Source organism: Methanocella arvoryzae MRE50 (assembly GCF_000063445.1).
Taxonomy (GTDB): Archaea; Halobacteriota; Methanocellia; order Methanocellales; family Methanocellaceae; genus Methanocella_A; species Methanocella_A arvoryzae.
Genome location: NC_009464.1, coordinates 1,622,774 through 1,649,449, shown reverse-complemented (window position 1 = coordinate 1,649,449; position 26,676 = coordinate 1,622,774). Strand labels below are relative to the sequence as shown.

Sequence of the window (26,676 nt, the reverse complement as noted above, 5' to 3'; positions counted from 1 at the left end):
CATGGTGATGCTGGGATGGAAGGCAGGCCCTGAGCAGTACGATCCGGTCGAGCTGCTCAGCCAGGCGGTAGCCGCGGAGAAGGCGGGTTTTGAGAGCATAAACATGTCCGATCACTTTCACCCGTGGGACGAATCCGGCCAGGCGTGCTATACCTGGTCGTGGCTTGGTGCAGCCGCGGCGAGGCTGAACGGCATCGAGATCGGCACCGGCGTCACATGTCCCATTCTCCGTTATAACCCTTCGATCATCGCGCAGGCGGCCGCAACCGTCGAGCGGCTGAACAAGGGCCGCGTGTACCTGGGAGTCGGCACCGGGGAGGCGCTGAACGAGTATCCTGTCACAGGCCTGTGGCCAGACTACCGGATGCGGCAGGACATGCTGCGGGAGTCCATCGAGCTCACAAGGGCTCTGTGGACCGGCGACACGGTCACCTTCGACGGGGAGTACTACACGACGAAGAAGGCGAAGCTGTACACCGCCCCGGAGCGGCATATCCCGATCTACGTGTCCTCGATCGTGCCAGAGAGCGCCTTCTTTGCCGGATACTACGGCGACGGCCTGATCACCGGGGCAAACCCGCCGGAGATCATGCGCCAGATCCTGAAGAACTTCGAGGAAGGCGCCCGGGAGTCGGGCAAAGACCCGGCACAGCTGCCGAAGCAGGTGGAGTTCTTCGTGGCCTGGACGGACGACGAGGATGCGGCGATCGACATCTTCAGGCAGTACTGGGCCGGCACCATGGTCCACGCCATGTACACCCAGAACCTGTACACGCCCACAATGTCGGCCACCAACGGCGCCATCGCCGGCCGGGACACCATCCGGGGCCACATGTGCATCTCTACTGATCCAGATGAGCATGCCCGGTACGCCCAGCGCTTCATCGACGCAGGCTTCGACCGGCTCTGCTTCCACGACGTCAGCCTCGACCAGTATGAGTTCATCAACGCCTATGGACGGGAAGTGCTGCCCCGGATTCGAGAGCGAAACCGTCAGAGGGCCGAGGCAGTAGCGTAGAACTGCCTTGCGATCAATAATTATCACGACTGTAGATTGGTAATTCACCACAGAGAACACAGAGACGCACAGAGGTTTTACCACAGAGGCACAGAGAACACAGAGACGCACAGAGGTTTTTCTATAGATCATCTGATAGTAATCACTTATTAAGTAAATCTCTGTGCGTCTCTGTGACTCTGTGGTGAACCGTTCTCTGTGCGTCTCTGTGCCTCTGTGGTAAAACAAGCGCGCTGTGCCCTGTGTGGTGGATTTTTAATGGCCAGAGATCATCTGGAGCATGAGCTTATCTGCGGTGACCATGCCGGGGTTGTTGAGCCGGCCGAGGTTCTCGAATGTCTTCTCAATGCTCTGGCTGACGATGCCCATGCCTTCCTTGATATAGGCGTCTTCCAGCGATAGGTGGCCGAACTGGATGGCTAACGCTACGGACGAGCTGAGCTTGAAGGCGCAGGATTCCTTGGCGCCGTCGCAGACCATGCCGGCGAGGGTGCCGATGACGGACTGCATGGCGTGGGTAATCTCCTCGTAGCTGCCCCCGAGCAGGTAGACGGTACCGGCGGCCACGCCTGTCGAAGCTGCGACGGCACAGCCGCAGAACGCCGAAAGCTTCGTCGAGTGCTCTTTGATCGCAACGGTCACCGTCGAGCTGATGGCCAGCGCTTTGAGTAGCTTCTCTTCCGGGCTGGCCAGGGTTTCGGCCACCGCCAGTATCCCAAGGAAGCTGGCAATCCCGTGGTTGCCGCTGCCTGCAATCGCGATGATGGGCACCTGCATGCCGGACATCCTTGCCTCGCACGCCGCCGCGGTCAGCGCCTGCGCCCTGGCGGCGGCCATGTGCCTGACGCCAGCCCCGGCCAGGCCAGAGTATAGCGCCTTGCCCAGCGGGCAGGGCCCGCTTTCCAGCCCCGCCTCGGCAGCTTTGCGGTTCACCTCCGCTGCATCCCGGAGAAAGGTCAGCTCCTCTACCGTCATAGTATCGATGGACGTGAACAGCTCTTCCAGCGTGTAGCCTTTCAGCGATTCGTGCTTCGTTTTTACTGGCATACCGCGTGGAGACGATACCTTTTTTCCGTCGAGGCCGACTTCCACTATGCTGGTATAGTCGTCCCTGATGACCGCGTGGGCATAATGTGCTCCTGAGAACACTTCGGCCTTGATGTAAAGAGCGCTCGTAGTCTCGGCGTGAGTAATAGTCACTCTGCCGTTGTTGACAAGCTGCACTGCACGCTCGACGTCCGCCGGGTCGACCGCGTCCAGCAGCGCCAGACCGGAGCTCGTGCTTTTTATAACTGCCCCCAGTCCGGCTGCTATATGTAGGCCTCTCATGCCCGTGCCAGGCACACCGACGTTGATCCCGTTTTTGTAGATATTCGGGCTGACGGTGACGACTATCTTTTCCGGATCGACTCCGAGCTCAATGGCAGCGGCCCGGACGGCGAGACATACAGCCCCCGGATCAGTGCAGCCGGTCGTCCGCTCGATCTCGCTTTCCAGCGCTCTCAACAGTATCCGTTTATCCATGGTCTTCACGTCTCTCAGCCCGTCTACGGATATTCATATACGGGCAAGTCTGTACTGTAATCGCGCTGGCCTGTTAAATCCCTTCTGCGACACCGTTTAGTAATATCGGGGGAAGCTGCGGATTTATCATCATGAAAAACATATACTTTCAGAGCGAGGCGAGACTACGGCCAACAGAAAGATCGTTCTCCTGGGCATCGTCATAGGAGGTATAGCGGCAGTGATCTGGCTCCTGTACTACGCATTGATTTTAGTAGTTCCCCCGATGGCCGGGGGTATCTTCGCCTGGAGGCCGGACGAGTCGCTGCTCATCATCTTCCTCATCGGCCTCGCAATAGCAGTCGCGGGCTATTTTCTGCCAGGATACTAATGTGAGTAATAGCATTATTCGCAGGAAAATGGAAGTGGTATTCGGCGCCAGGCCGCCTTGTTCTTGGTTCGCAAAGGCGCCAGGTCGCAAAGGCGCCAGGAGATATCAATAAAACTTTGCGACTTACGGGCTGTCCCATAATTCGTGTTCGTTATACAATAAGGAGATATGTATCCTTTTTAGAGAATCCGTATGTTTATTCCCTATGTTCGCCCGCCAGGCCGCCTGCCATGGCAGGCGTCCGATGCGGGCGATGCGATGACGATCGCTGCGCTGTGCCAGGGTCACAGATTGTACAGATGATACAGATTGCACAGATGATCATCGAATCGGACTGGTAACAGCGACCCTTACCTGTTTTATCTATTGTGTTCATCTGTGCAATCTGTACAATCTGTTAAATCTGTGTCCCAGCACAGCGCAGCGATCGTCTTGCTGTCTCACTGAACCCGGGCAACCATAGAACACACAGCGCAGCGATGGTGTGAGGATCGCCTTCGAGAACGCCTGCCATGGCAGGCGTTCAAAAGGCGAACATCCTGAAAGGATACAATTGTACATGTGGGTAGCAGATTATCTTAACAGGCAATCGCAATGAATTATGAGACAGCCTGCTTAGCGTCTTTGCATCTTTGCGCCCTCGCGATTTAAAATCGGGGCCTCCCGGGGCCGAGTAGACTTACCTAATCTTCAGCAGGTCGAACGACCACCGGCTGACTCCGGGGGCGACGTTGCCGCACCGCCTGTACAGGACCGTTTCGAGGCCGAGCTTCCGGTACTCTTCGATCAGGCCCGGTATCTGCGCCTTTTTTCTGAAAGTGTAAAAATGGATCAGCCCGCCTTCTTTTACTACCGGGAGCAATGTCTCCAGTATGCTGTCCATCCCGTAGGGCGTGGGCACGATAGCCCGGTCATAAACGGCTTTGAGCATTCGTCCCAGATCGAACGCGTCTCCGTTGATGATCGCTATCCTGTCCCGGACCTTGTTGATCCTTGCATTTTCCATGAGGAGATGGCAGGCAGCGGGGTTCTTTTCTATCGCTGTAACCGTGGCGCCCCTGGCTGCGGCGGGGATCGCGAAGGGGCCGACTCCTGCGAAGGGCATCAGCACCCTTTCCCGGCCGGTCACCTGCGAGGCGACCCGTTGTCGCTCTTCCCCGAGCCGGGGGTTGAAAAATGTCTCCCGGAGGTCGAGCCGGTAAAAGAAGCCGTGTTCCCTGTGGACTGTCACGGTGCCTTCGCCGGCGAGCACCTCGTACCGGGCTACCCGGCGGTCGCCTTCGACCATCGAGACCTTATTCAATACCTTTTTCACGTGGGAGCGGCGGGCGAGGATGCCCGTGGCGATCGCCTCTCCGTAAGCTCTGGCTTCTTGTGGCAAGGCCAGGATGGCGGCGTCGCCGATCACGTCGTAGCCGTCGGGCAGGGCGGCGATGACGGCGTCCGGGGCGCAGCCGCCCGCGTCTTCCTTCAGGGTCACGGCATCACCTTTGATCGGTCATTCTACGTAGTACAGGATCTTGTAGCCCTGGCTTATGTACGCGGCTACGTCTTTCCATGCTTCCTCAGTGCTGGAATATTTTTTGATGATCTCTGCCGGCCTCATCTCCTGAGTGGCTCCTGGGCGCGAGAGGACTGCCCTCCATGTGCCATCCTCCCGCTCGAACTCCAGCTTTTCGACTCTGTTCCTGACAGAGCGCCTGAGTACGACTTCCTTCTCGGCCGTGATGTATGCCCCCGTTCTCGAAAATAGTTATCTGTTGCCGGCTGTATAATACCTTGCCGCCGATTGTTTAGCTATTTGAACCGGATCTCGAACCGGGCGCCTTTTTCCCTGTGCAGCGCCAGCTCCCCGTCGAGCTGCCCGACCAGGGCGTGGACCAGCTGAAGGCCCAGAGTGGGCGTATTACTCACGTCTATCCCCGGCGGCAGCCCGGGGCCGTCGTCCGCGACGACGAGGAGAATTCCGTTTTCATCCTTCCGCATGCTGATCTCCAGGGTTCCCCGCCTGCCGTCCGGGAAAGCGTACTTGAACGCGTTGCTGACCAGCTCGTTGACGATGAGGCCGCAGGGTATGGCGCGGTCGATGTCCAGCATGATGTTCTGCACATCGATCTGCACTTCGGCCGTCCGGGGCTGGTACGACGACTTCAGGTAGCTGGTCAGATTCCGCAGGTACTCCCCGAAGTCCACCTTGGCGAGGTCTCTGGCCCTGTACAGCCTTTCGTGGATCATCGCCATCGACCGGATCCGGTCCTGGCTTTCCTTGAACGCGGCGGTCATGTTCTCCGGGGTGGCGACCTCGGACTGGAGGCTGATGAGGCTGGAGACGATCTGGAGGTTGTTCTTCACCCTGTGGTGAATTTCTTTTAAGAGCACCTCTTTCTCCGCCAGGGACATCTTCAGCTGATCTTCCGACTGCTTGCGCTGCAGCAGCCTCCACATGCCCTCCATGAGCAGCACCAGTTCCCTGACGTCCCGTATGTCGTATGGCTCGGGCTTGTTGCCCACTCCGGCGACGACCACGATCCGGCCGTCGTCCATGATAGGGACGTTCATGTGCCTCTCTAACCGGACATGCCCCGGGGGCAGGCCTTTCTTATATGGGCTCGGAGCATTGTAGTCGTTGGTGATCACCGGCCTGCGCTGCCGGACCGCCTCTCCCCAGAGGCCCGTGTTTTTTATCGGGTACTCGATTGTCCGGTTAGAGATCCTGCACTCTTTCACGCCCTGCGCCGACCACGCGTGCATGGTCAGCTTTTCCTGCTCTTCGTCGTAGAAGGCCAGGTAGCCGATCCTGCTGCCGGTGAGCCGGACCGCCTCCTCGAGCGCGAAGTCGCAGATCCGGTTGATCGGCTCGCCGGTCATCTGGTTGAGCCTGAGGAGAGCTTCCAGCCTGGATTCCTCCAGCCTCAGCGCCTCCTCGATCTTTCGGTGCCGGCTCATGTTCCTGATGGTCGCGACGATGACGGGCTCGCCGTGCAGGCTCTTCCGGTGAAACGAGACTTCCGCGTAGAACGTGAACTTATCTGAAGCCCTGGAAATGGTGGCGTCGAAGCTCATCGGCCCGCCATCCTCTGCCGCGTGCGTGAAAAAACGCCTCCACTGGGCTATATTATCGGGCACTGCCAGGCTCTCCAGCTTCAACGGCTCGCCAGGCTCGTCCGGGACTCCGCACATATGCCTGAGGGCTGCGTTCATGTGTATGATCGATCCGTCGACACGGACGAGGGCTATGCCATCAGGCATACCATCCAGTATCTCCAGATCTATCAGATTACTTTTGGGGCCGGGCACAAAAATTCCAGAAAAACTGGTCGATTTCTATATACTTATCCTTTGTGTTATATAATTGAAAGGAGAAGTAATTGAAGAGCCTGCCGGCAATGCCCTCTGAAGAACTAAGCCAGGCCGCCATAAACATGCAGTTCCAGCTGTCTCATAACGTATAGTAAACCAAAACCTTTATATTCTCGGCATCACTCTGTACCTATGCATAATATGTACATATAAGAATTATGTGTATATCGAGCAAAAGTGTATAAATTCTAGAGGTATCAATGCAGGAAGATATCGACAAGTGGCTGAAAGAGCTCAAAAAGGGTAGCACCAAGCTCTCCATATTATCCTTGCTCCGGTCTGGCGATAAGTACGGCTACGAGCTGATACATGAGCTGGAGGTGCGCAGTGGAGGCATAATCATTATCAAGGAGAGCAACGCCTATCCTGCCCTGCACACCATGGAGGGCGACGGGCTCGTGGAAAGCTACTGGAAGGAGACGGGGGAAGGCATACCACCCCGCAAATACTACCGGATCACGCCCCGGGGAAGAGAGTTCCTCGAGGGGATGATCAGGGAGTGGAAACGGTATGTGAAAGCGATGGACGATATCTGGGGGGACGGGAGTGGAAATAAGTAAGGATGCAAAGGCGAGGCTCGACAACCGTGTGGCCCGCATAGTCGGGGACATCGACATCTATGAGACAGATAAACAGGAGATCGTTCGCGAGCTGACGTCCCACTTCTACGACGCGTCCATGATGCGTGCCCAGTCCAGAGGATCGAGGACGATCGAGAAGGACGACGTGGAGGCAGTGCTGGCCGACTCGGAAGATCCGAAGGAGATCGCCACGGCCTACATGAAGACCTACGTGGACTCGCTGGGCCGGGCAGGCATAGTCAGCCGATCAGTAGCGTTCCTCATCGATCTGATCCTGGCGCTGGTGGCGACCGTTATCGCGGTCGCGCTCCTGAGCCTGCCGCTGCTGCCGTTCTTCCCTGGCGCTATCCTGGTCGAGACTCTCGCCAACGGCGAGCTGAACCTGACCTTCGCCAGCGATCTGGCCGCCATGGTCTTCACGATAGTCTGGGGCCTCGGCTCCCTCGTGACCATGATCTTCTACTTCGTGGTGCTGGAGGGCCGGTTCGGGTACACGCCCGGCAAGTGGCTGCTCAGGCTGAGGGTGCTGAAGGACGACGGCACCCGGATCGGCTACGTCGATTCCCTGCTAAGAAACATGCCGAAGCTGCTGGGCAGCTTCTCGGTCCTCGCGCTGGACGCGCTGCTGATGGTCCTCCTGTTCAGGAAAGACCGCCAGCGCGGCTTCGACAAGATCGCCCGGACTATCGTAGTCCACAAGCACAAGAAGGAGGAAAAAGCATGAATTCAGTCGCCGACGCCGTCGTCGATATCGCCGGCGTCCGCAAGTCCTACATGATGGGCAAGAACGAGCTTGAGGTGCTCAAGGGCGTCAACGCGACCATAAGACGCGGCGAGTTCGTCAGCATCATGGGCCCTTCAGGCTCCGGCAAGTCGACCCTCATGAACCTGATCGGACTTCTCGACCGGCCCACGTCGGGCGAGATCTCCATCAACGGACACCCGATCAGCAAGCTCAACGACGTGGAGCTGTCGTCACTTCGCGGCAGGGAGATCGGCTTCATCTTCCAGTCGTTCAACCTGGTTTCCCGGCTGAGCGCGCTGAAAAACGTGGAGCTGCCCATGATCTTCCAGGAGACCGCCAAGCATAAGCGCACCGAGATCGCGAAGAAGTACCTCGAAGAGGTCGGCCTCTCCGATCGCATGACCCACCGGCCCAACGAACTGTCGGGCGGCCAGAGGCAGAGAGTCGCCATCGCCCGGGCGCTGGTCAATGACCCCGCGATCCTGCTGGCAGACGAGCCCACCGGCAACCTCGACACAAAGACGGGCGAGGAGATCATGCAGCTGTTCCTGGACCTGAACAAAAATGGCAGGACCATCGTCATGGTCACCCACGAGCCCGATCTCGCCGAGTACGGCGACCGGATCATCCGTATCCGTGACGGGGTCATCGTAGGCGATGACAGAAAGTAACGAATGACAATCACCAACTAACTTACCAGATTACTATACTATACGATACAAGGAGAACCAGAAATGAGAATATCCGTAAAACTGGCCAGCATTTGTCTGATGCTGGTGTTGCTGCTAACAATAACGACGCCGGCGTTCGCCGCCACGACGAACCCCGTGCTCTCCGTGACCGGCACCACGGTCGCCCCGGTGGCCTCCGTGACTCCGACCACCGCCACCGCCCCGCTGATGCCAGGCGACACGGGCACCGTCGTGGTGACCCTCACCAACACGCTCAAGTCGCCCGGCACGGGTAATACGACCGTGATCACCGAATCTCACCAGAACGTTTATCCACCGACCGCCGGGTCTGGAATAACCACGACCAGGCAAACCCAGACCAGTTCCAGCGACGGTTCCTCCGGCGCCTGTGAACTCAAGTTCGTGAACCTGCTCTCCGAAGGCCCCATCCATGTGCAGAACGCCGCGTACACCGATGTCGGCTACCTGGGCCTCGGCGACAGCGCCCAGTTCCAGTTCACCATCAAGGTCGACGACTCCGCTGCAGACGGCAAGTACTACCTGCCCCTGAAAGTGAAGACCGACAACGACGAGTGCTATGTCAACCAGGTCGTGCCCGTCGTGATCGACAGCACCCAGCCCCGGCTGGTCCTCAATGACGCCCCGTCGAAGCTGGGCACCTCCAGGGGTAACATCATCATCGACGTGGTCAACTACCGGTCCAGCGGCATCAACTCTGCGAGCGTAATCCCGGAGGGCGCCGAGTTTACCTTCAAGCCCCGGGCAGAGTACACCGTCGGCAGCATCGGCGCGGGAGAAATGTACACCGTGACCTTCGAGACCTCGAGCAAGAACGCGACCTACACCGGCAACCCGTCCTTCGTGCTCAAGTACAAGAACGGCGACAACTGGCACCAGACCGCCCCCCTCGTAGTGGGCATGGAACCTAAGACTGACGCGGCAGCAGCCGGCAACGGCGGCGGCGACAACACCCTGCTCATCCTCGGCGGCGTCATCCTCGTCGTGCTCGTACTGATCGGCGGCGTATACCTCTTCATGAGAAGCCAGAGGTCAAAGAAGTGAAATTCTCTGACGTGCTGGAGTACGTGGTCGTAGACTTCACAAGCAACAAGTTCAAGACCCTGCTCTCCAGCCTGGGCATCATCATAGGCGTCCTGGCCATCGTAGCCATGCTCACGTTCGGCGATGCCCTGTACAGCGGCGTGAGCTCGCAGTTCGGTACCCTGGAGCTGGATACCATGATCCTGCTACCCATCGGCATCGACATGAATACAGGCATGCAGGTCCAGAAACCCCCTGCCAAGTTCACCGACCGCGACGTCAACATAATCAGGGGCACGTCGGGCGTCAAAGAGGTCTACCCCGAAATAAGCACGAGCGCCATGGCCCAGTACAAGGGCGAAAACCGGACTGTGGCGGTCAGCGGGATCGTACCCCAGTATATGGGATCATACGCTTCCCAGGTCGACAAAGGCCGGTACCTGACCCAGTCCGACAAATACTCGGTAGTGCTCGGCAGCAAGGTTGCTAACGGTACCTTCGGGCGGAAGATTCCCACAGGCTCCTACATGACCCTGACCAACCCGTATACCGGCAAATCCCAGGACTACGTGGTCGTAGGCATCATGAATGAGCGGAACGGCTCGATTCTGGCCGGCGACCCCAACACAGCGGTCTACATGACGAAGGCAGGCATCAAAGCGCTGACGGACCAGGACACCTACAGCTACATCGCGATCAGGGCAGATACCGTCGAGGGGGCGGACATGACCGCGAGCAACGTGGACAAAGCTCTCAAGTCCATCCACCGGAACGAGGCTTACATGGTGCTGACTCAGAAGATGTTCGTGGACGCGATCAACCAGGTCTTCAGCATCATCAAGACAGCGCTCGCCGGCATCGGGGCGATCTCCCTTGTAGTGGGCGGCATCGGCATCGCCAACGTCATGATGCTGACAGTCCGGGAACGGGTTAAAGAGATAGGCCTGATGAAAGCCGTGGGAGCGACCTCCACCGACGTCAGGGTGATCTTCCTCACCGAAGCCCTGGCGCTGGGCCTGCTCAGCGGCATCGCAGGCGTGGTGGTCACGATGATCGCCGCATGGGCCATAGGTGAATATATCAACATGACCCTCACAGTCTCCCTGACCAACGCGCTGATAGGCATCGCGTTCGGCGTAATCATGACGACTGTCGCGGGCGTTTACCCCGCCAGTCAGGCATCGAAGCTCGACCCGATAGACGCGCTGAGGACGGAGTAACCAACCATGAAGGCAACAGACGTAGTCGAGTACGCGCTCGCGGACTTCAACAGCAACAAGTTCAAGACGCTGATGTCCAGCCTGGGCATCATCATCGGCGTCATGGCCATCGTGGCCATGATGAGCATCAGCGACGGCGTGTTCAGCGGCGTGTCCGCCGAGTTCGGCGACCTCGACCTGAACCAGATCATCCTGCTCCCCCAGAGCCTGGAAGACCAGAGCGGCGGCATGGGCATGAGCTACGGCATCGCCCAGACCAGCAAGCCCCCTGCCAGGTTCACCGACCGGGACATCCAGACCATCCTGAGCACGCCGGGCGTCGTCGAGGTAAACCCGAAGATCGAAGCGTACGGCACCGTCAGCTACCTCTCCGAGAACCGGAGCCTGTCCATCCAGGGCATCAGCCCCCAGAACGAGAAAAAGCTGGCGGCGACCCTGGACAAGGGCCGCTTCCTGTCCCCTTCGGACAGGTACTCCGTGGTGATAGGCAGCAAGATAGCCAACGGAACCTTCCCTAAAAACATCCGCACCGGATCCACACTCACCATCTACAACCAGATGACCGGCAAATCGCAGGACTACACTGTGGTAGGCATCCTCAAGGAGAGCAACGGCTCCATCGTTACGGGCAACCCCAACAGCTACATATACATGACTCAGGCAGGCATCTCCGGGTTCGCCACCCAGGACTATTACGACATAATCTACATCACCTGCGAATCTCCTGACCGGGTGGATGAGATCGCGGCCGCCGTGAAGGAAAACCTGGCTAAGACCCACCGCAACGAGGCCTTCGACTTCGTGACCATGAAGTCGTTCTCCCAGGCCATCACGGCCATCTTCGACTACATCAAGTACCTGCTCGGAGGCATCGCCGGCATCTCCCTCGTCGTCGGAGGCATCGGCATCATGAACGTCATGCTGCTCACCGTCAAAGAGCGCACTAAAGAGATCGGCCTCATGAAGGCGGTCGGGGCGACCACGGCCAACGTAAGGAACCTCTTCCTGATCGAATCCATGTCCCTCGGCTTCATCAGCGGACTGATAGGCCTGGCGCTGGCCTTCGTCGTCATGCTGATCGTCAGCAGCGTCATCGGCATGAACATGGGAGTCTCCCTGACCAACGCCGCGATCGGCATCGCATTCGGGTGCCTCGCCACCACCATCGCCGGCGTCTACCCCGCCAGCCAGGCCGCAAAACTGGACCCGATAGAGGCGCTGCGCACGGAATAATAGCGCAGTGTCTCGCCTTTTTCTTTTCTCATTTTACCTCATGAACCCGGAAACCCGGCGTGTGTACTATGAGATTTTCCGGAGATATTATGTCAGCTGAAAGTTTTAGACTCACAGTAATAAATCCATACATATCCACATTTTGCTATTTAACTGCTTATTATGGTTAAATACACTTAAAAAATGCAATTATCACTTTATATCCACATCCTCAAATTTCCATATACTTATGTCCGAGAAAGAGGAGGGTGACCCGCTCGAGGACTGCGAGGCCATGTATCACATGGTGGTCGCAGAAGTACTGCGGGAAATGGGGTATCATGACCGGGCGGAAGAATCTTTTATGAAGGCCGTGTCCATGGACCCGTGGAACATGGCGATCCGCGTGAGGTACGGCGCTTTCCTCGCGCATACCGGCCGCCTTGAGGCAGCCGTCTCCGAGTTCGAGCGCATCCTCGACCTTGAGCCCGGCAACATTACTGCCCGGCTAAACCTGTCCCAGGCCCTGGAAAGGTACGGGATGTATGACCGAGCACTGGCCGAAGTGTTTCACTGCCTCCGCCGGGAGCCTGACAGCCCCACGTTGCTGCACGCCTACGGCAGGCTGCAGGAACAGTGCGGCCACCCCCATGAAGCCGCAGCCTGCTACGCAGAGGCACTTCTCTCTGACGACGACAACCACGCCGTGCACTTCGATCTGGGGATGCTGCTGCTGGAAAATGGCGACGCCCGGGGAGCGGAAGAGGAACTCCGGATGGCCGCCATCCAGGACCCCGGGGATCTGGCAGCGGCATGCACCTACGGCAAAATACTCGAAGACCAGGGCCGCTACGCGGATACCGAAGCCAGGCTCAGACGACTCCTCTCTGTGGAGCCCTCGCTCCCGACCGCCCACTACCGGTACGGCCTCCTCTTAGAGCGCACCGGCCGATTCGACGAAGCTCTCGATCACTATGCCACTGCCGTCAGGCTTTGCCCCGACGACCGGGACGCATGCCTGTCCTACGCCGGCCTGCTCAGCCGGCTCGGCAACAAGGACGTCGAAAGCAGACTGGCAGACCTCATTGGCCTGTCGCCCGACGACGGGATCGTCCTCGAACTGGCGGCCGAAGCCGAAGAGCCCGAAAACATGCAGCGGGCGTACTACTACCATTTCGAGTAACCTGATTGTATTGGCTTCCAATAGCAAGCAAGACGAACGCTGCGCTGTGCTATTCCTCACAGATGCCACAGATTCCGATTGATTCCACAGATTTCTCTGCTGAATCCACAGATTATTACACGATATCACAGATGGAGTAAGTACGATAATATTAGATCACCGACAGCAATCATAAGAATACAATCTATCAGAACATTTTAATTATCTGTGGAATCGGTCAGAATCATCAGATTCTGCGTCATCTGTGCAATCGATCGTAATCTGTGGATTCTGTTTCAATCTGTGGCATCTGTGTGGTTTGGCACAGCGCAGCGTTCGTTATCGTTCACTGGCATAGAGACAACTTGTTTATCTGTTATTCTAATAGATTGTCTGCCCTAAATCAACAGCTTTAATACTCTATCCGTAGTACAACAGGCTTATGTGTCCCGGAATGGCCGACGATAATGCGGAAGCGCTGCCGACGATCATCGAATGCAGCCAGCTGAACTACTCGATGGCGGACGAGAAGGGCGAGCCTCTGGCAGGCGGCGAGGCGAGCGCCAGTATTAACGCGGAGAGCCTCTCTGTGAGCCCGAGGATGGGGGAGCCGCTGCTGCTGTCGCTGCGGGAGATCACAGCGCTGAACGCCGCGGACTACCGGCTGGAGATCGTGCTCTCCTCAGGCGAGAAGCTGGCTTTTTTCAACCTGGGCAGGAGGTTCGACGACTTCGTCCGGGAGCTGGTGAAGGCCCGGAACGAGATCCTGCTGAAAGACATGCTCATGGAGGAGAAAGTCCTGAAGCAGAGCGTCAAGGGAACGTACTCGCTGTCCGAAGGGGAGCAGGTCTCAAGGTCCGGCCCCTGCGAGGTCCGGGTGTACGAGACGGGGCTGCTCGTGCTGCCGGAGGCCTCCGACCCGTTCAGGCTGCCGTTCAGCTTCATCTCCTCCGCCCAGGCCCAGGACTACCGGCTGACGGTGACCACCGAGCGCGGCCAGACGCTGGTCCTGTCCATGCTGGGGCGGGAGTTCGACCCGCTCACCAGAGCGCTGAACGATGCCATGAACGCTCTCTCCCTGAAAGCACAGGCCACGTTCAAGGAACTCGTGCCGCTGGCCGACTCCTCCATGGTGCGGAAGGCGGCCCGCCACGCGAAGGACGGCCGGGCGGCGATGAAGAAGGACCTGGACGCGGTCTCCCCCAGGATCTGGCCGGAGATGGAGAAGAAGCTGGAAGCGGCGGGCGTCTTCGAGGAGTACCGCTACCTCAAATCTATCGGCCAGGCTGACCGCATGTGCATCGGCGTCAAGAAAGGCCTGCCCGCAGATCCTAACGTGGAGTACGTCTGGTACCTGACCCCCGTCTACGGGGAGGGAGGCAAGCCGGGGAACGCGCTGATCATGGAGGCGGTATCCATAGCTCCGGGCGAAACGCCCGAGGAAGAGGAGCCGGCGGAGCCGGAGGCTGAGGAAGAGGTAACTGAGGACGGGCAGAAGTCGATCGGCAAGGCGACCTACGTGTTCAGGATCGTCAGCAGGAAGGACTATCCCGGCATGAGCAAGGCAGACCTCGACCGGGCTGCGGAGGAAGCGGTGCGGACCCTGAACGACTGCATGATCGCCATCAACTTCCGCCGGGAGCCGATCTTCCTCTCTGACGAGAAGCTCCGGGAGCCGGCCAACCTGCAGTACCTGTACTCGGTGCAGCGGCTGCCCGAGCTGAGGTACCTGCGGGAGCGGTTCGTGGGCAGAGTGGCACACGCCGGCAAGGAGAAGTGGAAGAAGGACCTGAGCGCGCTGCTGGCCTTCAACGTCGGCACAGCCGACGATAGTGTAAGGTGGAGCAAGGCTTAAAGTTTTAATAGTTTAGGCGTATAAAACAGACAATTATGGCTGGATATAAGCAACCGTGCAAGTACTGCGGCAAGCTGGTACCACCGGACTCCAACATATGCCCTTACTGTGCACGGGCGGATCCAAACGGGCCCATGAAGTGCCCGAAGTGCCGTGCGACGGTAGAGCCGGGGTTCAAGGTGTGCCCCCACTGCGGACTACAGCTACAGCTCACCTGTCCTAAGTGCGGCAAGCCCACGTTCTTCGGGGCCCAGTGCGACGCCTGCGGCGGCTCGCTCAAAGTCAAGTGCCCCAATCCGAAGTGCGGGTTTGAGCAGCCTCCTACCGGTGAGAACTGCGTGAAATGCGGAAAACCGCTCAACGCTCCTAAGAAGTAAATAAAAAATGAGTGGATATTATGGAAATGCAAGCTTTTACCAAGAATTACGATGACCTTTGCACCGAGGCCGGCTTCCAGTTCGTGTTCAAGTGCGACCTCTGCGGGGACGGGTACAAGACCAAGTTCATCGAGTCGAAAACGTACCGGAAAAGAGGCCTTTTCGACACCATCGGCAGGGGAATCGGCCTGGCCGCCGACGTAGCCGGCATGAACCGTATCGGCGACGCCTTCGAGCGCGGCACCGACATCATCAACCGCCGCCACCAGGGCATGACCCCCGAATGGCACAAGGAGTACGAGAAGGCGTTCATGCTGGCCCAGAACGAGGCCATGGGCCACTTCCACCGCTGCCCGAGCTGCCGGAACTACGTGTGCGACGCTGACTGGAACGAAGAGGACAGCATGTGCGTGGAGTGCGCCCCGAGGGAGAACGTAGAGGTCACGAAGGCGAGGGCCCAGCGCATGAAGGACGAGATCCAGGAGAAAGCCCAGCAGGCCAGCGTCTTCACCGGCCAGATCGAGCGCCGGACGACCGTGTGCCCGGAGTGCGGCAAGCCCACGGGCGAAGGCAAGTTCTGCAACAACTGCGGCGCCCCGCTCGGCCTCCTCCAGTGCCCGAAATGCGGAGCCAGAGTCGCCATCGGCACCAGGTTCTGCGGCGAGTGCGGGAACAGGATGCAATAAGCTACACATGCGCCGGCAGGCCAGCCGAACGCGCTGCCCTGCCCCGCCCATTTTTCATTTCAAGGATTATCCATCCTTGTTTTAATGAATTGCAACCCAAGCGCAAAGCTAATATGTTAAAGGAGTAATTTGTAACGGAGCGCTAAGTAACGGTGGTAGATTGTCTCACGCAGAAATCGAGGAATTTTTCAGGCAGAATCCCGGCATCTATGCGGCAGCCTGTGAAGACGACTTAGATCAGCTGCGCAGGATCTACGAGCTGTACCCGGATCAGGTACGCCTCCTCAGGGAGGAGGAAGCCGTAGAGGCCAGCCGGTTCGAGTGCCGGCGATGCGGAACCTGCTGCGCCACGGTCAGGTTTATACCCGTCTGCCACGCCGACGTGCTGCGCTGGGTAGCCCAGAAGAGGTGGGACATCCTCAACCAGGTTGTAGTCGACCGCACCAGGACCCCGCTGATGGCCATCTGGGGCAAGGAATCCATCGCCAGAGCCCGGGCCAGCGCCGCGGCCGCCCTGGAAGGCCAGGAAATCGACGAAAACCTCAGGCGCCACGTCACCCAGGTGCTGTACGTCACAGACCTGGTGGAGAGCGCCGTCTACACCGCCAGGGAAGACAACCGGTGCATCTTCTTCTCCGTGGAAAGCAACTGCTGCATCATCCACGACACCAAGCCCCGGGTGTGCGACAAGTTCCCGTACTACATCGGGAAGTTTACTGATCCTAAGCTTTTAGAGTACGACTTCTGTCCGGGGCTGAAAGAGATCAAAGAGCAGAAAGCCTGATATTTTAAAATACGACAACCCGTGCTATATCTGTAAGGTTAGCGCAGCGTAGCGTTAGTCGTGAGTCACTTATTAAGTATCTCGAAAGTGCATGATGCTATAAAAATAGAAAAGGCGCCCGCCGTTTTAGGGCAGGCTCCACGTCTTACTTATTTGTTCAATATCTCGCTGATGATCTTGCCGTAAGCGGGCCTGGTGATGAATATCCCTATGGCCACGCCGACGATGGTCGTCAGGGCGAAGCCCCTGAGTGCGCCGAAGCCCATGAAGTACAGCGGGATCATGGCCACTACGACGGTCGCCGCGGACGAGAATATGATCTTGAAGGCCTGCGACATCTTCTGCAGGATCTTCTTCGTCGTGGGCGCTCTGCCGGTGGTCATCACCTCGTCGGTGATGATGATCAGTTGATCTATACCAGTGCCGATGACCGCGATGATGGCAGCCACGGAGGGCAGGTCGATCTCCCACCGGACGAACGGCATGGTGGCGAAGCCCAGCAGGATGAAGACTTCGAACAGCGAGGTCAGGAACATCGGGGCGATGATCCTCGGCTCTTTATACCTGAGGTACATGATGCCGCCGATGGCCAGCTGGGCCAGGATCATGGCGATGATGGCCACGGTCTTGAACTGGGCACCCTGCTCTGCGGGTACCTGGCCTGAGCTGACGACCTCTACGCCGAAGGGCAGCGCGCCGGCGCTCATGTGGACGTAGACCTTCTTGGCTTCCTCCAGGCCTTCGTCGCCAGATCCCGTAGATGCCACAGCCTGGTCTACAGGCCCAGCGAGCAGGCTCTGGGCAAGGCGTGATTCTATGGGTGCCCGGTGGAACTCTTTGCCGTCCAGGATCATCATGACCTGGTGGTTCTGAGGGTTGCGCAGGATGTCGTACTTGCTGGCGACCTCGTGGAACTTCTGGGCGCCCTCAGCGTTGAGGCGGAACGATACGCCGTGTGATCCGTCGGTCTGGCTTATTACGGACACTCCTGAAACGCTGTCACCATAGAGGATGTGCTCGGACTCGTTGCCGGGGCCTGACTGAATCCTCATCTCGAACTGGCCGGGTGTGCCCAGGATGTCCATAGCTTCGGTGTAGTTGATCCCGGCGAAGTCGATGAGCATGTAGGCGTTGTTATCGCCGTCTCTAACCGTCGTAATCGGGATGTTCTTGAGGCCGAAGGCGTTAACCTTAGTCTCCATGACTCCCTTGGTCAGCTCCAGCTGCTGGTCTGTAATCGTGTTATTGCTGCCGCTCTGGTTGATCAGCTTCAGCTTCAGCTGGGAGCCGCCTTCGAAGTCCAGCCCGAACTTGAGGTTCGTGGTGAACTGGCCGTCGGTAAAGGTGGGCCAGATGAAGATCGTCGACAGCAGCAGGCATATGATTAACGCGATGACGCGGTAGTCGGTGAGGATTTTCACCCAGAAGCTCTCGCCTTTCTCAGCCATATTTCGCCCTCCCCTGAGGAGATTCCATGTACCATTTGAGCACTCCCACGTTCAGGAACCAGGTATTCATGACGTCTGCGATCAGGCCGAAGATCAGGACCATGGCCATGGCTGACAGGGTCGGGATCGCCGCAAAGCCGACCAGGAAGGAGAAGGTCGAGAACAGGTACATGACCAGGAAAGCGACGATAGCCGCGATAGTCATGGTCAGGCCAGTGGCCCTGGTTGATCTGATCTTCTTGTCGATGTACTTCCTCTCGCCAAGCACCTTGGTCGTAAGGAGAATGTTCGTGTCAACCGCGTAGCCGATGAGCATGAGGAGCGCGGCGAAAGTGCCGAACGTCAGCTCGATGCCGATCAGGTTCATCATGGCCATGGCGAACATGATGTCCGCGAAGCCGGCGGTGATAATGGCGATTGACGGTATAACGCTGCGGAAGATGATGAAGACCGTGATTGCCATTCCTATAAAGGCCACGATCACGGCGAGGACTGCCTGGCTCTGGTTGGCCTCGCTGAACACTCCGCCCACCTGCTCGATCGGCGTGTTGCCGTAATTCGCGCTCACGTAGCTGGTCAGCTCTCTGAGCTGATCATCGCCCATCGTGGCGAACTGAAGGGACTTAGTGCCGTCGTTGCCCGTAGTGATGATCTTGAGAGGGTACTTAGAGAACTCCTCCTGCAGCTGCTGGTCTGACTTGTCAGTATTGAGCGTGATCAGCGTGCCGCCCTGGAATTCCAGCCCCAGGTGCAGCGGGGTTCCGGTGGTCGCGAACGTGTATCCGATGATGAGCAATGATACGAACATGATTGCCAGTGGCAGGCCGATCGCCTGCTTCGTGGGAAGCTCCGGGAAACGAAGCTTCGATAACAGCCCCTTTTGTGGCGGGGAGGGCTCAATATCCTCCTTTTTCGTCGCCGGGGCTTTAGGCTTGTTTATGTTATCCGCCTTCATCTAAATCAACTATCTCTTACACGTTAGTGCTTGAAAAAGCTTTTGTGCGACAGTCGCGCCCCGTGCTGGCTTCCAATTAATCCTTTTAATTTAAATATGATGGAACATGATAATTCCTTATTGCTTAAGTTAAGTTGAAAAAATTCTGTGAGAAGCGAAGTCTTTAAATACTTGATGGTGCATATATGGTATTCAGAGGGGAAGTATATTATGTTGAAGAAAATAACGCTGAAAGACCAGTACAACCACAGTCAGGAAGCCATCATCGAGTACCTCAAGAACGGTATCAAGGAGGGCAAGCGCTTCTTCAAGTCCAAGTACATCGCCCGCGACCTGGGCATGAGCCCCAAAGAGGTGGGCACCAACATGAAGATCCTGTCTGACGAATGCCAGGACCTGAAGATCGAGAAGTGGAGCTACTCCAAGAGCACCACCTGGAGTGTAGAGCACACGGCTTAGGCCGTCTGTAGTTTTTCCAATCTATTTCTTCCTGTTTTCATTTCTTCTTCTACTCTTATCATCCATCCTTTTCCGTTACCGAAGGATTTTATAATCTCACGACCGTTAAATAAGCAGAAAAGCGTTAACGCTGGTAATTTATGACGATCGTCTCTATAGTTAAAAACGCCGACCCGGCCAGAGCTCTCAAGGACGCAGTAGAGCTCATCGGCGGCCTGGATGTAAAAGGCACCGTGCTCGTCAAGCCTAACCTTAGCTGCGCCCGGCCTTCGGGCAGCGGCCTGGTCACCAACGTCGAGGTCGTCAAGGCGGTGGTCGAGATGGTGGCAGCCCGGGGCGCAAGGCCGATCGTGGGCGATCTGCCCATCCTCGGGTGGGATGCGGACGCTGTTTTCGACACGACGGGCATCAGGGAGATCGAGAAAGCCGGCGGAGAGTTCATAGACTGGCGGAACAACCACGTGGAAATCCAGCTCCAGGAAGCCGGTGTCCTGAAGAAGGTCCGGATCGCCCGGCCAGCCATCGAGGCGGACTACATCATCAACGTGCCCGTGCTGAAGCACCACTTCTTCACCCACATCTCCGGTGCGATGAAAAACCTGTTCGGAGTGGTCGAGCCCGACTTCCGCCCCCTGGTCCACGTGCTCGGGCTGGACGAGCCGTTAGTGGACTTATACGAGTTCCTCCGCCCCAAAGTGGCGCTCAACGTCCTCGACGCCACCTGCATAGCACAGTCAGTAAGGCCCTCCGGCCCCTACTACGGGCCTACCGCAGCACGTTCTGTCACAAAGCTCAACATGATCGCCGTCAGCCGGGACGCGGTAGCGCTGGATGCCACTGCAGCCAGGATGATCCGGGTAGACCCGGAAGCCGTGGAAATGGTCCGCCTCGCAGCCGGCCGGGGCCTCGGCACCATGAACCCCCAGACCATCGGCAACGCCCGGGGAGCCACCCTGCGGATAAAGAGATCACCCCTCGGGCGTATCCTGCCCTACGCCCAGGACGCCTGGTCCAGCGAGCGGCTGAACCGGATTTCCCACCCTCTGGTAAGGCGCATGTACGGCGATGACGTGGTCACCCTCGAGGACGCCCGTCACGAGATGGACCGGGCCGATCCCGCGAACATCGTCGTAGCCGGGGCCTGCAAACGCTGCGGCCTGTGCACCAGCGCGTGCCCGGTCAAGAACATCACCCTCTCCGGCAGCCGGCCAATCTTAGGGAACAAGTGCATCAAATGCTTCATCTGTGTGGAGATCTGCCCCGACGGGGCTTTAGCTATCGAGAGAAAATCTCAGTGATACCATGCGCTTCATCGTCATCGACGGCCTGGACGGCTCAGGAAAGGATACCCAGGCCAGGCTGCTGAAGGAGTACCTGGCCAAAAGTGGCAATCATATAGTTATCCGGGCCCATCCTGCCCAGGACAACTGCCTCGGCAGAATCTCAAAAAAGGCGCTGATGAGTCATGGCCAGCTCATGCGTATGGTCGCCACCCTATTTTACGGCTTCGATGTCATTCGATCGATCCTCCTCTACTGCAAGGGCGATAACACTGTTATCTTCGTCAGGTACATCATGGCCTCCGCCTACCTGCCCCGGCCCATCATCAAGCCTGTCTACGCAATCGTCAGCAGGGTGCTGCCCACCTCGGACGAGATGTTCTTTTTAGACGTCGCCCCCGAAGAGGCGCTCCGCAGAGTCAAGGCCCGGGGCGAAGCAGAGGAGATGTTCGAGACATTGCCTCACATGGAAAAAGTGCGCGGGAGAGCCCTGCTTATCACAAAAGGCTGGAAGGTCATCGACGGCAACGGGCCGCCGGAGCAGGTCTTCCAGCGCATCCTTGACGGGCTGCAGCGATGAGTCCGGCGCCTGACCGCCTTGTATTTAGTTCGCAAGGGCGCAAAGTTTTTTCAGATAATTCTTTGCGCCTTTGCGATTTAGGACCGAGGCCTCCCGGGGCCGGGGACTGCGCTTGCCTTTCTACTCCTTTCCACCCTAAAAAGCGTACAGCCCGGCCTTTTTCATCATCACCTTTATCAACTTTCAACTCCAACCTCTAAGCATATGATGACTATTTATGGCGTCGTCGGATACCCGGTCGAGCACAGCCTTTCCCCTGTGATGCATAATGCTGCGTTCAAGGCGCTGGACATGGACTGCGCTTACCACAAGTTCGAGGTGAAGGGAGAGCACCTGAAGGACGCTATCCTGGGCGCGAGGTACCTGGGCTTCGGGGGCCTGAACGTGACTATCCCTCACAAGGAAGCAGCCCTCCGGATCATGGAGCCCGACCGGACCGCGCTGGAGATAGGCGCCGCCAACACTCTGGATTTTAAGCAGATGCGGGCGTTCAACACGGATGCCGCAGGGGCTATCGATGCCCTGCGGGACGGCGGCGTGGAACTGGAGAACAAGGGCGTGCTGGTGCTGGGCGCGGGCGGGGCGGCGAGGGCGGTGGTATACGGGCTGGTTAAGGAAGGAGCCACTGTGACTATCGCCAATCGAACTACTGCGAAGGCCGCAGACCTGGCAGCCTACATGCGCAGCTTCGGCTCTGTCTTCGGCACCAGCCTGGACAGCCTGGGGGAGAAGGTAAGGGCTGTGGACATAGTCATCAACACCACGCCCATTGGCATGGGCTGGGAAGATAAGCCCCTTGTCACCCGGGACATGCTCGACCGTAGCCAGGCCGTGTTCGACCTCGTGTACCGGCCGGTGGAAACCCCTCTGCTCCGGGAGGCCCGGGCGGCGGGGGCGAAGACGATCGACGGCATCTCCATGCTGGCCCGGCAGGGGGCGAAGTCCTTCGAGATATGGACCGGCGTAAAGCCCCCGGTGGACGTGATGGAGCGGAGCGCGAGGGATGCCCTTTAAAGCACTGGTTGTCGGAGGCGCCGGCGACATGGGGCGGTGGTGCTCCCGGCTGCTGAAGCAGTCCGGCTTCGAGGTATCTATCAGCTCCCGGAGGCCTGACATCATGGCTATAGCGGAGTCCCTGGGGGCGGGCGTAGCCAGCGTGGACTATGCCGGCCAGTTCGACGTGGTCGTCCTCTCGGTGCCCATCGACGCGATCGAGGGCATCGCGGCGCAGGTGGGCCCGAGGATGAAGCCGGGGTCGCTGCTCATGGACCTGTCGTCCCTGAAAACGGGCCCGGTCGAGGCGATGCTCAAATACGCTCCCGAGAGCGTCGAGGTCATCGGGGCCCACCCCCTGTTCGGCCCGGGGCTGGAGACGCTGGAAGGCCGGACCATCGTGCTGGTCCCTACCGGCAGATCAGGCCGGTGGCTGTCAGTCATGAGGGACGTGTTCGAGACAGCGGGCGCAGCCGTCGAGATCTCCACCCCCGGGGAGCATGATCGTAAAATGGCGATCGTGCAGGGCCTGACCCACTTTCTGTACATCTCCTGGGGCAGGGCGATCCAGTGGATGGACGTCGATCTCAGGGACCTGGAAGCCTACCGAACTCCGGTCTACGGCGTCACCGAGACCATGGCCGGCCGTGTGCTGGCCCAGAACCCGGAGCTGTACGCCCTCATCCAGTCAGGGCATGACGTAGCCCCGGTGCGAAAGGCCTTCATCGAGGCGTGCACAGAGCTCGCGGCCATGATAGACGCTGGAGACCTCGAAACTTTCAAGGGCACGTTCTCCGCTGCTGCCGCCCATTACGGGGACCTGGAGGGCGCTAAGGAGAGGTCGGAGCGCATCGTCCGCCTGGGGCAGGGCGAACTGGCGGCGATCAAGAAATCAGCAGGCCTGGAGCGCGCCTTTGTGCTTCCCGGAGGCCGGAAGGTCTACGGCACGGTCAAAGAGTTGCAGAGGGAGGACTTCACCCTGGAAACGCCCTCCGAGACGCTGGTGCTGCGGTACGACGCAGTCTCCATGCTGGGCCCGGAAGGCCTGAGCAGCCTCAAAGACGGCTCGCCGTCCGTCGGCAGGGACATCCTGGTGAAGCTGCCCATCGGCGCAGACGTGAGAGTGCTGGGCTGGGTGCTAACCCGGATCGACGGCGTCACCGGCGTCAGCCATGAGACCCGCAACGCCATGGGCCCCGACCACGTCCTCTACCGGCTCACCGTGGGCGTCCGCCCTGAGAGGTCTGAGGATACACTGCAGCGGGTGCTGGCTACCATCTGGGGCCTGGGGTACGAGGTAAAATAATACTACAGGTTTCCCTCGCCCGACATCTCGTGCTGCCGGTCGATGCTCATCCTGATAAGGATGGAGAATACTTCCCTGACAGCGGCTGTGTCTACGTTGAGTTCCGTCGCTTTTTCCATCGCCCTCTTTAGTACCAGGGCGTTCTGCCTGTCGTCGTTGATGGGCAGGCCCAGCCGCTTCTTCTCCTTCAGCACCAGCTCGGCCAGCTCCATACGCCTGGCCAGCAGTCTTATGATGTCGTCGTCGACCCTCGCGATGTCCATTCTTATGTGTTCCAGCGACATTCTTCGCCCTCCAGCAGAAAAGCGCCCTCGTTGATCACTTCAGTCACAAATACCCGCCCCGGGTAAGCCGACCAGGCCTTCTTCAGCCGGTCCGCCTCTTCACCTTCCTCCGAAACCAGCGCCACATACGAAGGCCCGGTGCCCGACAGGCTGACCCCGGTGACGCCCAGCTCCAGCGCCGCCAGTATCGGCTCAGCGGAAAAGCCCAGCGCGCTGCAGTAGAGGAAACCGTTCAGCGCCATAGCCTTCCTGTAATCGCCTCTCATGGCGATGTCGAAAGCAGTCTCCACCCACGGGGCGATCAGCCTGGATTTTTTCACGTCTGTCTGCGCCGAGAAAGCCTTCTTATCCGGCGCATAGACTACGACCTTCGACTCCAGGACTTCCCGCTTCAGCAGCGCTTTTTCCCTGTTGTCCGTGAGCACCACCCCGCCCAGCATCGAGGCACACGCGTCGTCGAAGGCGCCTGTTACTGATACGCCCACGTCCAGCGCCGCCTGCACCCCGATCCGGACCATCTCCAGCGGGTCAACGCTCTGCCTGGCCGCCCTGCACGTGGCGATGATCGTGGCGTTGGCCGCAGCGCTCGACGATTTCAGGCCGCTGGCGATCGGGATCTCGCTGGTCGTCCTGATTTTTGCGCCGGAGTCCACTCCTAGCTTATCGAGTGTCAGCTCGCAGGCCCGCTCTATCAGGCGACTGTCGCCGCCGCCCTCGATCTCTCCCTCTATGAGATCGCCACGGAGCTCTACTGTTGCGTGGGTTTTGAGGTCGATGGCGAAGGCTGAGCCTTTCCAGACTGCGATGGCGTTGATGATAGTGCCTGCGCCGTAGGCGGTGCCGTGGGATTTCATTGGTTAAAACTCCGGGTCATTCTGGGTATGTATGCTATATGATAGCATATTGCATATAAGCCTTACGTTGTACTATTCTAATTAAAAGATGGATGCAGGCGGTATTAAAGATATGGCAGCTTCTGGTAAGAGTTCATTGTTAGTAATAATTCCCTGGTCTTTTACGCTCGAAAAATCTGCCACTAAACCATCTTAGCGGGTCGACGTCCGCCCTGAGAGGCGTCCTACTACGGTTTTTCGGGTGCTACGCCGTCAGGGCCGGACTCGCACCCTCGCAACGAAAACCCGGCGGGCGCTACGCAGCCGCCGGTTTACGTTGCTTAGCAAGTCCTAAGCGACGCCACTATCGTAGGCGTCCATTGCCCTGCCGCCTCCGCATCCGGCTGATGCCGGACAAGCCCGAAAAACCTCCGTCGACCGCTATTAGTGTTATTTCCCGCTCAGCTCTTCCTCGATACCCCTGAACTGCTCCAGTGCCGCCTCCAAGTTTTCCACAATCTCCCTCGCGATAACTTCCGGGGCCGGCAGGTTCTCCGAATCTTCCAGGCTCTCATCCTTTAGCCAGAAGATGTCCAGGCTCACTTTATCCCGCTGCATAAGCTGGTCATAGGTGAACGCCTTAAACCGCTCCGTCTCTTTCCGCTCGTGGCGGTTTTCGGGGTTATAGCACTGGATGAAGTCCTGCAAATCATCGTACTTTAGCGGGTTCGTCTTAAGCGTGAAGTGCATGTTGGTACGCAGGTCATAAATCCAGAGCTTCTGCGTCTGGGGGTCTTTGCTTGCAGGCCTGCGGTCGAAGAATAGCACATTGGCCTTGACGCCCTGAGCGTAGAAGATGCCGGTCGGCAGTCTCAGCAATGTGTGGACATCGCATTCCATGAGTAGCTTGTGCCTCACAGTCTCGCCGGCGCCGCCTTCGAAGAGCACGTTGTCCGGGACGACGATGGCACATTTGCCGTTGATCTTCAGCAGAGTTTTGACGTGCTGGAGGAAGTTGAGCTGCTTGTTGGACGTGGTAGCCCAGAAGTCCTGCCTCTCGTAGACGAGCGCTTCACGATCCCCCTTGCCGTCGCCATTTACTATTGTAATGCTGCTCTTCTTACCGAACGGCGGGTTGGTGAGGATGATGTCGAACCTGTCTCCCGGGTCGGCGACCAGCGCATCGCCCACGTCAACGGGGCTCTCGTCGCCGCCGATGCCATGCAAGTATAAATTCATCACGCACAGCCGGGCGACGTTGTCGACGATGTCTTTGCCCTTGAACGTGTTGAGCTTGAGGAACTTCTTCTGGTCCCTGTCGAGCTGGTACTTCTTAGAGATGTAATCGTGGGCGGCGAGCAGGAAGCCGCCGGTGCCACACGCCGGGTCGCAGATCGTCTCGCCGGGCTGGGGCCTGATCACGTCGACCATCGCCTTGATCAGCGGCCTGGGTGTGAAGTACTGGCCGGCGCCACTCTTGGTGTCTTCTGCGTTCTTCTGCAGCAGGCCTTCGTAGATCTCGCCCTTCACATCGATGTCAAGGCCTGTCCAGGTCTCGCCGTTGATGAGGTCGATTAAACGTTTCAGCTTGGCCGGGTCCTGGATCTTGTTCTGGGACTTGCGGAATATGACTCCAAGCATGCCCTTTTCCTGGCCGAGCTTCTTCAGGGTGTCGATGTAGTGCGTTTCCAGCTCGACGCCGTCTTTTGATAATAAACTGGACCAGTCGTAGCCCGCGGGTATGGTGGAAGGCTTGTTGAACGGCGGCTTAGATTGTTCATCCGCCATCTTCAGGAAGAGCATGTAGGTAAGCTGCTCGACATAGTCTCCATAGCTGACGCCGTCGTCCCGGAGGACGTTGCAGTAATTCCAGAGGCGCTGGACGATTGTTGAGGATTCGGTGGCCATTTC

At 58.4% G+C, this 26,676-nt stretch carries 26 protein-coding genes; 18 read left to right on the top strand and 8 right to left on the bottom strand.

From position 1 onward, the window contains the following. Nucleotide 1 precedes the first annotated feature (1 nt). Nucleotides 2-1,018: a TIGR03557 family F420-dependent LLM class oxidoreductase gene (locus tag RCI_RS08250; protein ID WP_012035967.1), complete on the top strand. Its 1,017-nt coding sequence runs from the start codon at nucleotides 2-4 to the stop codon at nucleotides 1,016-1,018. A gap of 255 nt (nucleotides 1,019-1,273) precedes the next feature. Here the strand turns inward: RCI_RS08250 and RCI_RS08245 are convergent, their stop codons facing one another. Then, a complete protein-coding gene (locus RCI_RS08245) occupies nucleotides 1,274-2,542 on the bottom strand; it encodes an L-cysteine desulfidase family protein (protein WP_148266576.1) in 1,269 nt (422 codons plus the stop codon). 220 nt (nucleotides 2,543-2,762) lie between these two features. On the opposite strand from RCI_RS08245, the gene RCI_RS16995 reads away from it, so the two are divergent. Beyond that, complete coding sequence (locus tag RCI_RS16995) at nucleotides 2,763-2,912, top strand: hypothetical protein (RefSeq protein ID WP_158308892.1); 150 nt, start codon at nucleotides 2,763-2,765, stop codon at nucleotides 2,910-2,912. Between the two features lie 679 nt (nucleotides 2,913-3,591). On the opposite strand, the gene RCI_RS08240 is transcribed toward RCI_RS16995, so the two are convergent. Next, on the bottom strand, nucleotides 3,592-4,392 hold the full coding sequence (locus RCI_RS08240) for a class I SAM-dependent methyltransferase (RefSeq protein WP_012035965.1): 801 nt from the start codon (nucleotides 4,390-4,392) through the stop codon (nucleotides 3,592-3,594). 317 nt (nucleotides 4,393-4,709) lie between these two features. After that, on the bottom strand, nucleotides 4,710-6,209 hold the full coding sequence (locus tag RCI_RS15760; protein WP_012035964.1) for a sensor histidine kinase: 1,500 nt from the start codon (nucleotides 6,207-6,209) through the stop codon (nucleotides 4,710-4,712). Nucleotides 6,210-6,472: 263 nt separating this feature from the next. Here RCI_RS15760 and RCI_RS08225 point away from each other — a divergent pair, with 263 nt between their 5' ends. The 11 genes from RCI_RS08225 to RCI_RS08175 all read left to right on the top strand — a co-directional run bounded on the left by RCI_RS08225 (nucleotide 6,473) and on the right by RCI_RS08175 (nucleotide 16,627). Continuing rightward, nucleotides 6,473-6,832, top strand: a complete 360-nt coding sequence (locus RCI_RS08225) for a PadR family transcriptional regulator (RefSeq protein WP_012035963.1) — start codon at nucleotides 6,473-6,475, stop codon at nucleotides 6,830-6,832. Beyond that, entirely contained in the window at nucleotides 6,819-7,577 is a 759-nt protein-coding gene (locus RCI_RS15755; protein WP_052309933.1) for an RDD family protein, read from the top strand. The genes RCI_RS08225 and RCI_RS15755 overlap by 14 nt, the downstream gene beginning before the upstream one ends. Then, on the top strand, nucleotides 7,574-8,269 hold the full coding sequence (locus RCI_RS08215; RefSeq protein WP_012035961.1) for an ABC transporter ATP-binding protein: 696 nt from the start codon (nucleotides 7,574-7,576) through the stop codon (nucleotides 8,267-8,269). The genes RCI_RS15755 and RCI_RS08215 overlap by 4 nt, the downstream gene beginning before the upstream one ends. 63 nt (nucleotides 8,270-8,332) lie before the next feature. After that, entirely contained in the window at nucleotides 8,333-9,352 is a 1,020-nt protein-coding gene (locus RCI_RS08210; protein WP_012035960.1) for a hypothetical protein, read from the top strand. Next, complete coding sequence (locus tag RCI_RS08205) at nucleotides 9,349-10,551, top strand: ABC transporter permease (protein ID WP_012035959.1); 1,203 nt, start codon at nucleotides 9,349-9,351, stop codon at nucleotides 10,549-10,551. The genes RCI_RS08210 and RCI_RS08205 overlap by 4 nt, the downstream gene beginning before the upstream one ends. Nucleotides 10,552-10,557: 6 nt before the next feature. Beyond that, a complete protein-coding gene (locus RCI_RS08200) occupies nucleotides 10,558-11,784 on the top strand; it encodes an ABC transporter permease (RefSeq protein ID WP_012035958.1) in 1,227 nt (408 codons plus the stop codon). 229 nt (nucleotides 11,785-12,013) lie between these two features. Then, a complete protein-coding gene (locus RCI_RS08195) occupies nucleotides 12,014-12,946 on the top strand; it encodes a tetratricopeptide repeat protein (protein ID WP_012035957.1) in 933 nt (310 codons plus the stop codon). A gap of 421 nt (nucleotides 12,947-13,367) precedes the next feature. Further along, nucleotides 13,368-14,780 carry a hypothetical protein gene (locus RCI_RS08190; RefSeq protein ID WP_012035956.1) on the top strand — a complete coding sequence of 471 codons (1,413 nt, stop codon included), beginning with the start codon at nucleotides 13,368-13,370 and terminating at the stop codon, nucleotides 14,778-14,780. Nucleotides 14,781-14,815: 35 nt separating this feature from the next. Continuing rightward, nucleotides 14,816-15,157 (top strand): double zinc ribbon domain-containing protein, encoded by a 342-nt coding sequence (locus RCI_RS08185; protein ID WP_012035955.1) that lies wholly within the window; start codon nucleotides 14,816-14,818, stop codon nucleotides 15,155-15,157. Nucleotides 15,158-15,177: 20 nt separating this feature from the next. Then, nucleotides 15,178-15,843, top strand: coding sequence for a zinc ribbon domain-containing protein (locus RCI_RS08180; protein ID WP_081477310.1), 666 nt, complete (start codon nucleotides 15,178-15,180; stop codon nucleotides 15,841-15,843). Nucleotides 15,844-16,003: 160 nt separating this feature from the next. Next, complete coding sequence (locus tag RCI_RS08175; RefSeq protein ID WP_012035953.1) at nucleotides 16,004-16,627, top strand: YkgJ family cysteine cluster protein; 624 nt, start codon at nucleotides 16,004-16,006, stop codon at nucleotides 16,625-16,627. A gap of 149 nt (nucleotides 16,628-16,776) precedes the next feature. Here RCI_RS08175 and RCI_RS08170 read toward each other — a convergent pair whose 3' ends face one another. Together RCI_RS08170 and RCI_RS08165 are read right to left on the bottom strand one after the other, a co-directional pair. Further along, nucleotides 16,777-18,075 carry a preprotein translocase subunit SecD gene (locus RCI_RS08170; protein ID WP_012035952.1) on the bottom strand — a complete coding sequence of 433 codons (1,299 nt, stop codon included), beginning with the start codon at nucleotides 18,073-18,075 and terminating at the stop codon, nucleotides 16,777-16,779. After that, nucleotides 18,068-19,030, bottom strand: coding sequence for a protein translocase subunit SecF (locus tag RCI_RS08165; protein WP_012035951.1), 963 nt, complete (start codon nucleotides 19,028-19,030; stop codon nucleotides 18,068-18,070). The genes RCI_RS08170 and RCI_RS08165 overlap by 8 nt, the downstream gene beginning before the upstream one ends. Before the next feature lie 210 nt (nucleotides 19,031-19,240). Here RCI_RS08165 and RCI_RS08160 point away from each other — a divergent pair, with 210 nt between their 5' ends. The 5 genes from RCI_RS08160 (at nucleotide 19,241) to RCI_RS08140 (ending at nucleotide 23,648) form a co-directional block, all read left to right on the top strand. Beyond that, the gene (locus RCI_RS08160; protein WP_012035950.1) at nucleotides 19,241-19,489 is read left to right on the top strand and encodes a DUF7123 family protein; all 249 of its coding nucleotides are present in this window, start codon (nucleotides 19,241-19,243) and stop codon (nucleotides 19,487-19,489) included. Between the two features lie 140 nt (nucleotides 19,490-19,629). Beyond that, entirely contained in the window at nucleotides 19,630-20,787 is a 1,158-nt protein-coding gene (locus RCI_RS08155; RefSeq protein WP_012035949.1) for a DUF362 domain-containing protein, read from the top strand. A gap of 4 nt (nucleotides 20,788-20,791) precedes the next feature. Further along, nucleotides 20,792-21,349, top strand: a complete 558-nt coding sequence (locus RCI_RS08150) for a thymidylate kinase (RefSeq protein ID WP_012035948.1) — start codon at nucleotides 20,792-20,794, stop codon at nucleotides 21,347-21,349. A 204-nt stretch (nucleotides 21,350-21,553) separates the two neighbouring features. Continuing rightward, nucleotides 21,554-22,363: a shikimate dehydrogenase gene (gene aroE, locus RCI_RS08145; RefSeq protein WP_012035947.1), complete on the top strand. Its 810-nt coding sequence runs from the start codon at nucleotides 21,554-21,556 to the stop codon at nucleotides 22,361-22,363. Continuing rightward, complete coding sequence (locus RCI_RS08140; RefSeq protein WP_012035946.1) at nucleotides 22,353-23,648, top strand: prephenate dehydrogenase/arogenate dehydrogenase family protein; 1,296 nt, start codon at nucleotides 22,353-22,355, stop codon at nucleotides 23,646-23,648. The genes aroE and RCI_RS08140 overlap by 11 nt, the downstream gene beginning before the upstream one ends. A gap of 2 nt (nucleotides 23,649-23,650) precedes the next feature. On the opposite strand, the gene RCI_RS08135 is transcribed toward RCI_RS08140, so the two are convergent. From RCI_RS08135 to RCI_RS08125, 3 genes are all read right to left on the bottom strand, one after another. Next, nucleotides 23,651-23,932, bottom strand: a complete 282-nt coding sequence (locus tag RCI_RS08135) for a chorismate mutase (protein ID WP_012035945.1) — start codon at nucleotides 23,930-23,932, stop codon at nucleotides 23,651-23,653. Next, nucleotides 23,914-24,786 carry a shikimate kinase gene (locus RCI_RS08130; RefSeq protein WP_012035944.1) on the bottom strand — a complete coding sequence of 291 codons (873 nt, stop codon included), beginning with the start codon at nucleotides 24,784-24,786 and terminating at the stop codon, nucleotides 23,914-23,916. The genes RCI_RS08135 and RCI_RS08130 overlap by 19 nt, the downstream gene beginning before the upstream one ends. Before the next feature lie 429 nt (nucleotides 24,787-25,215). After that, complete coding sequence (locus tag RCI_RS08125) at nucleotides 25,216-26,673, bottom strand: type I restriction-modification system subunit M (RefSeq protein ID WP_012035943.1); 1,458 nt, start codon at nucleotides 26,671-26,673, stop codon at nucleotides 25,216-25,218. Nucleotides 26,674-26,676 lie beyond the last annotated feature (3 nt).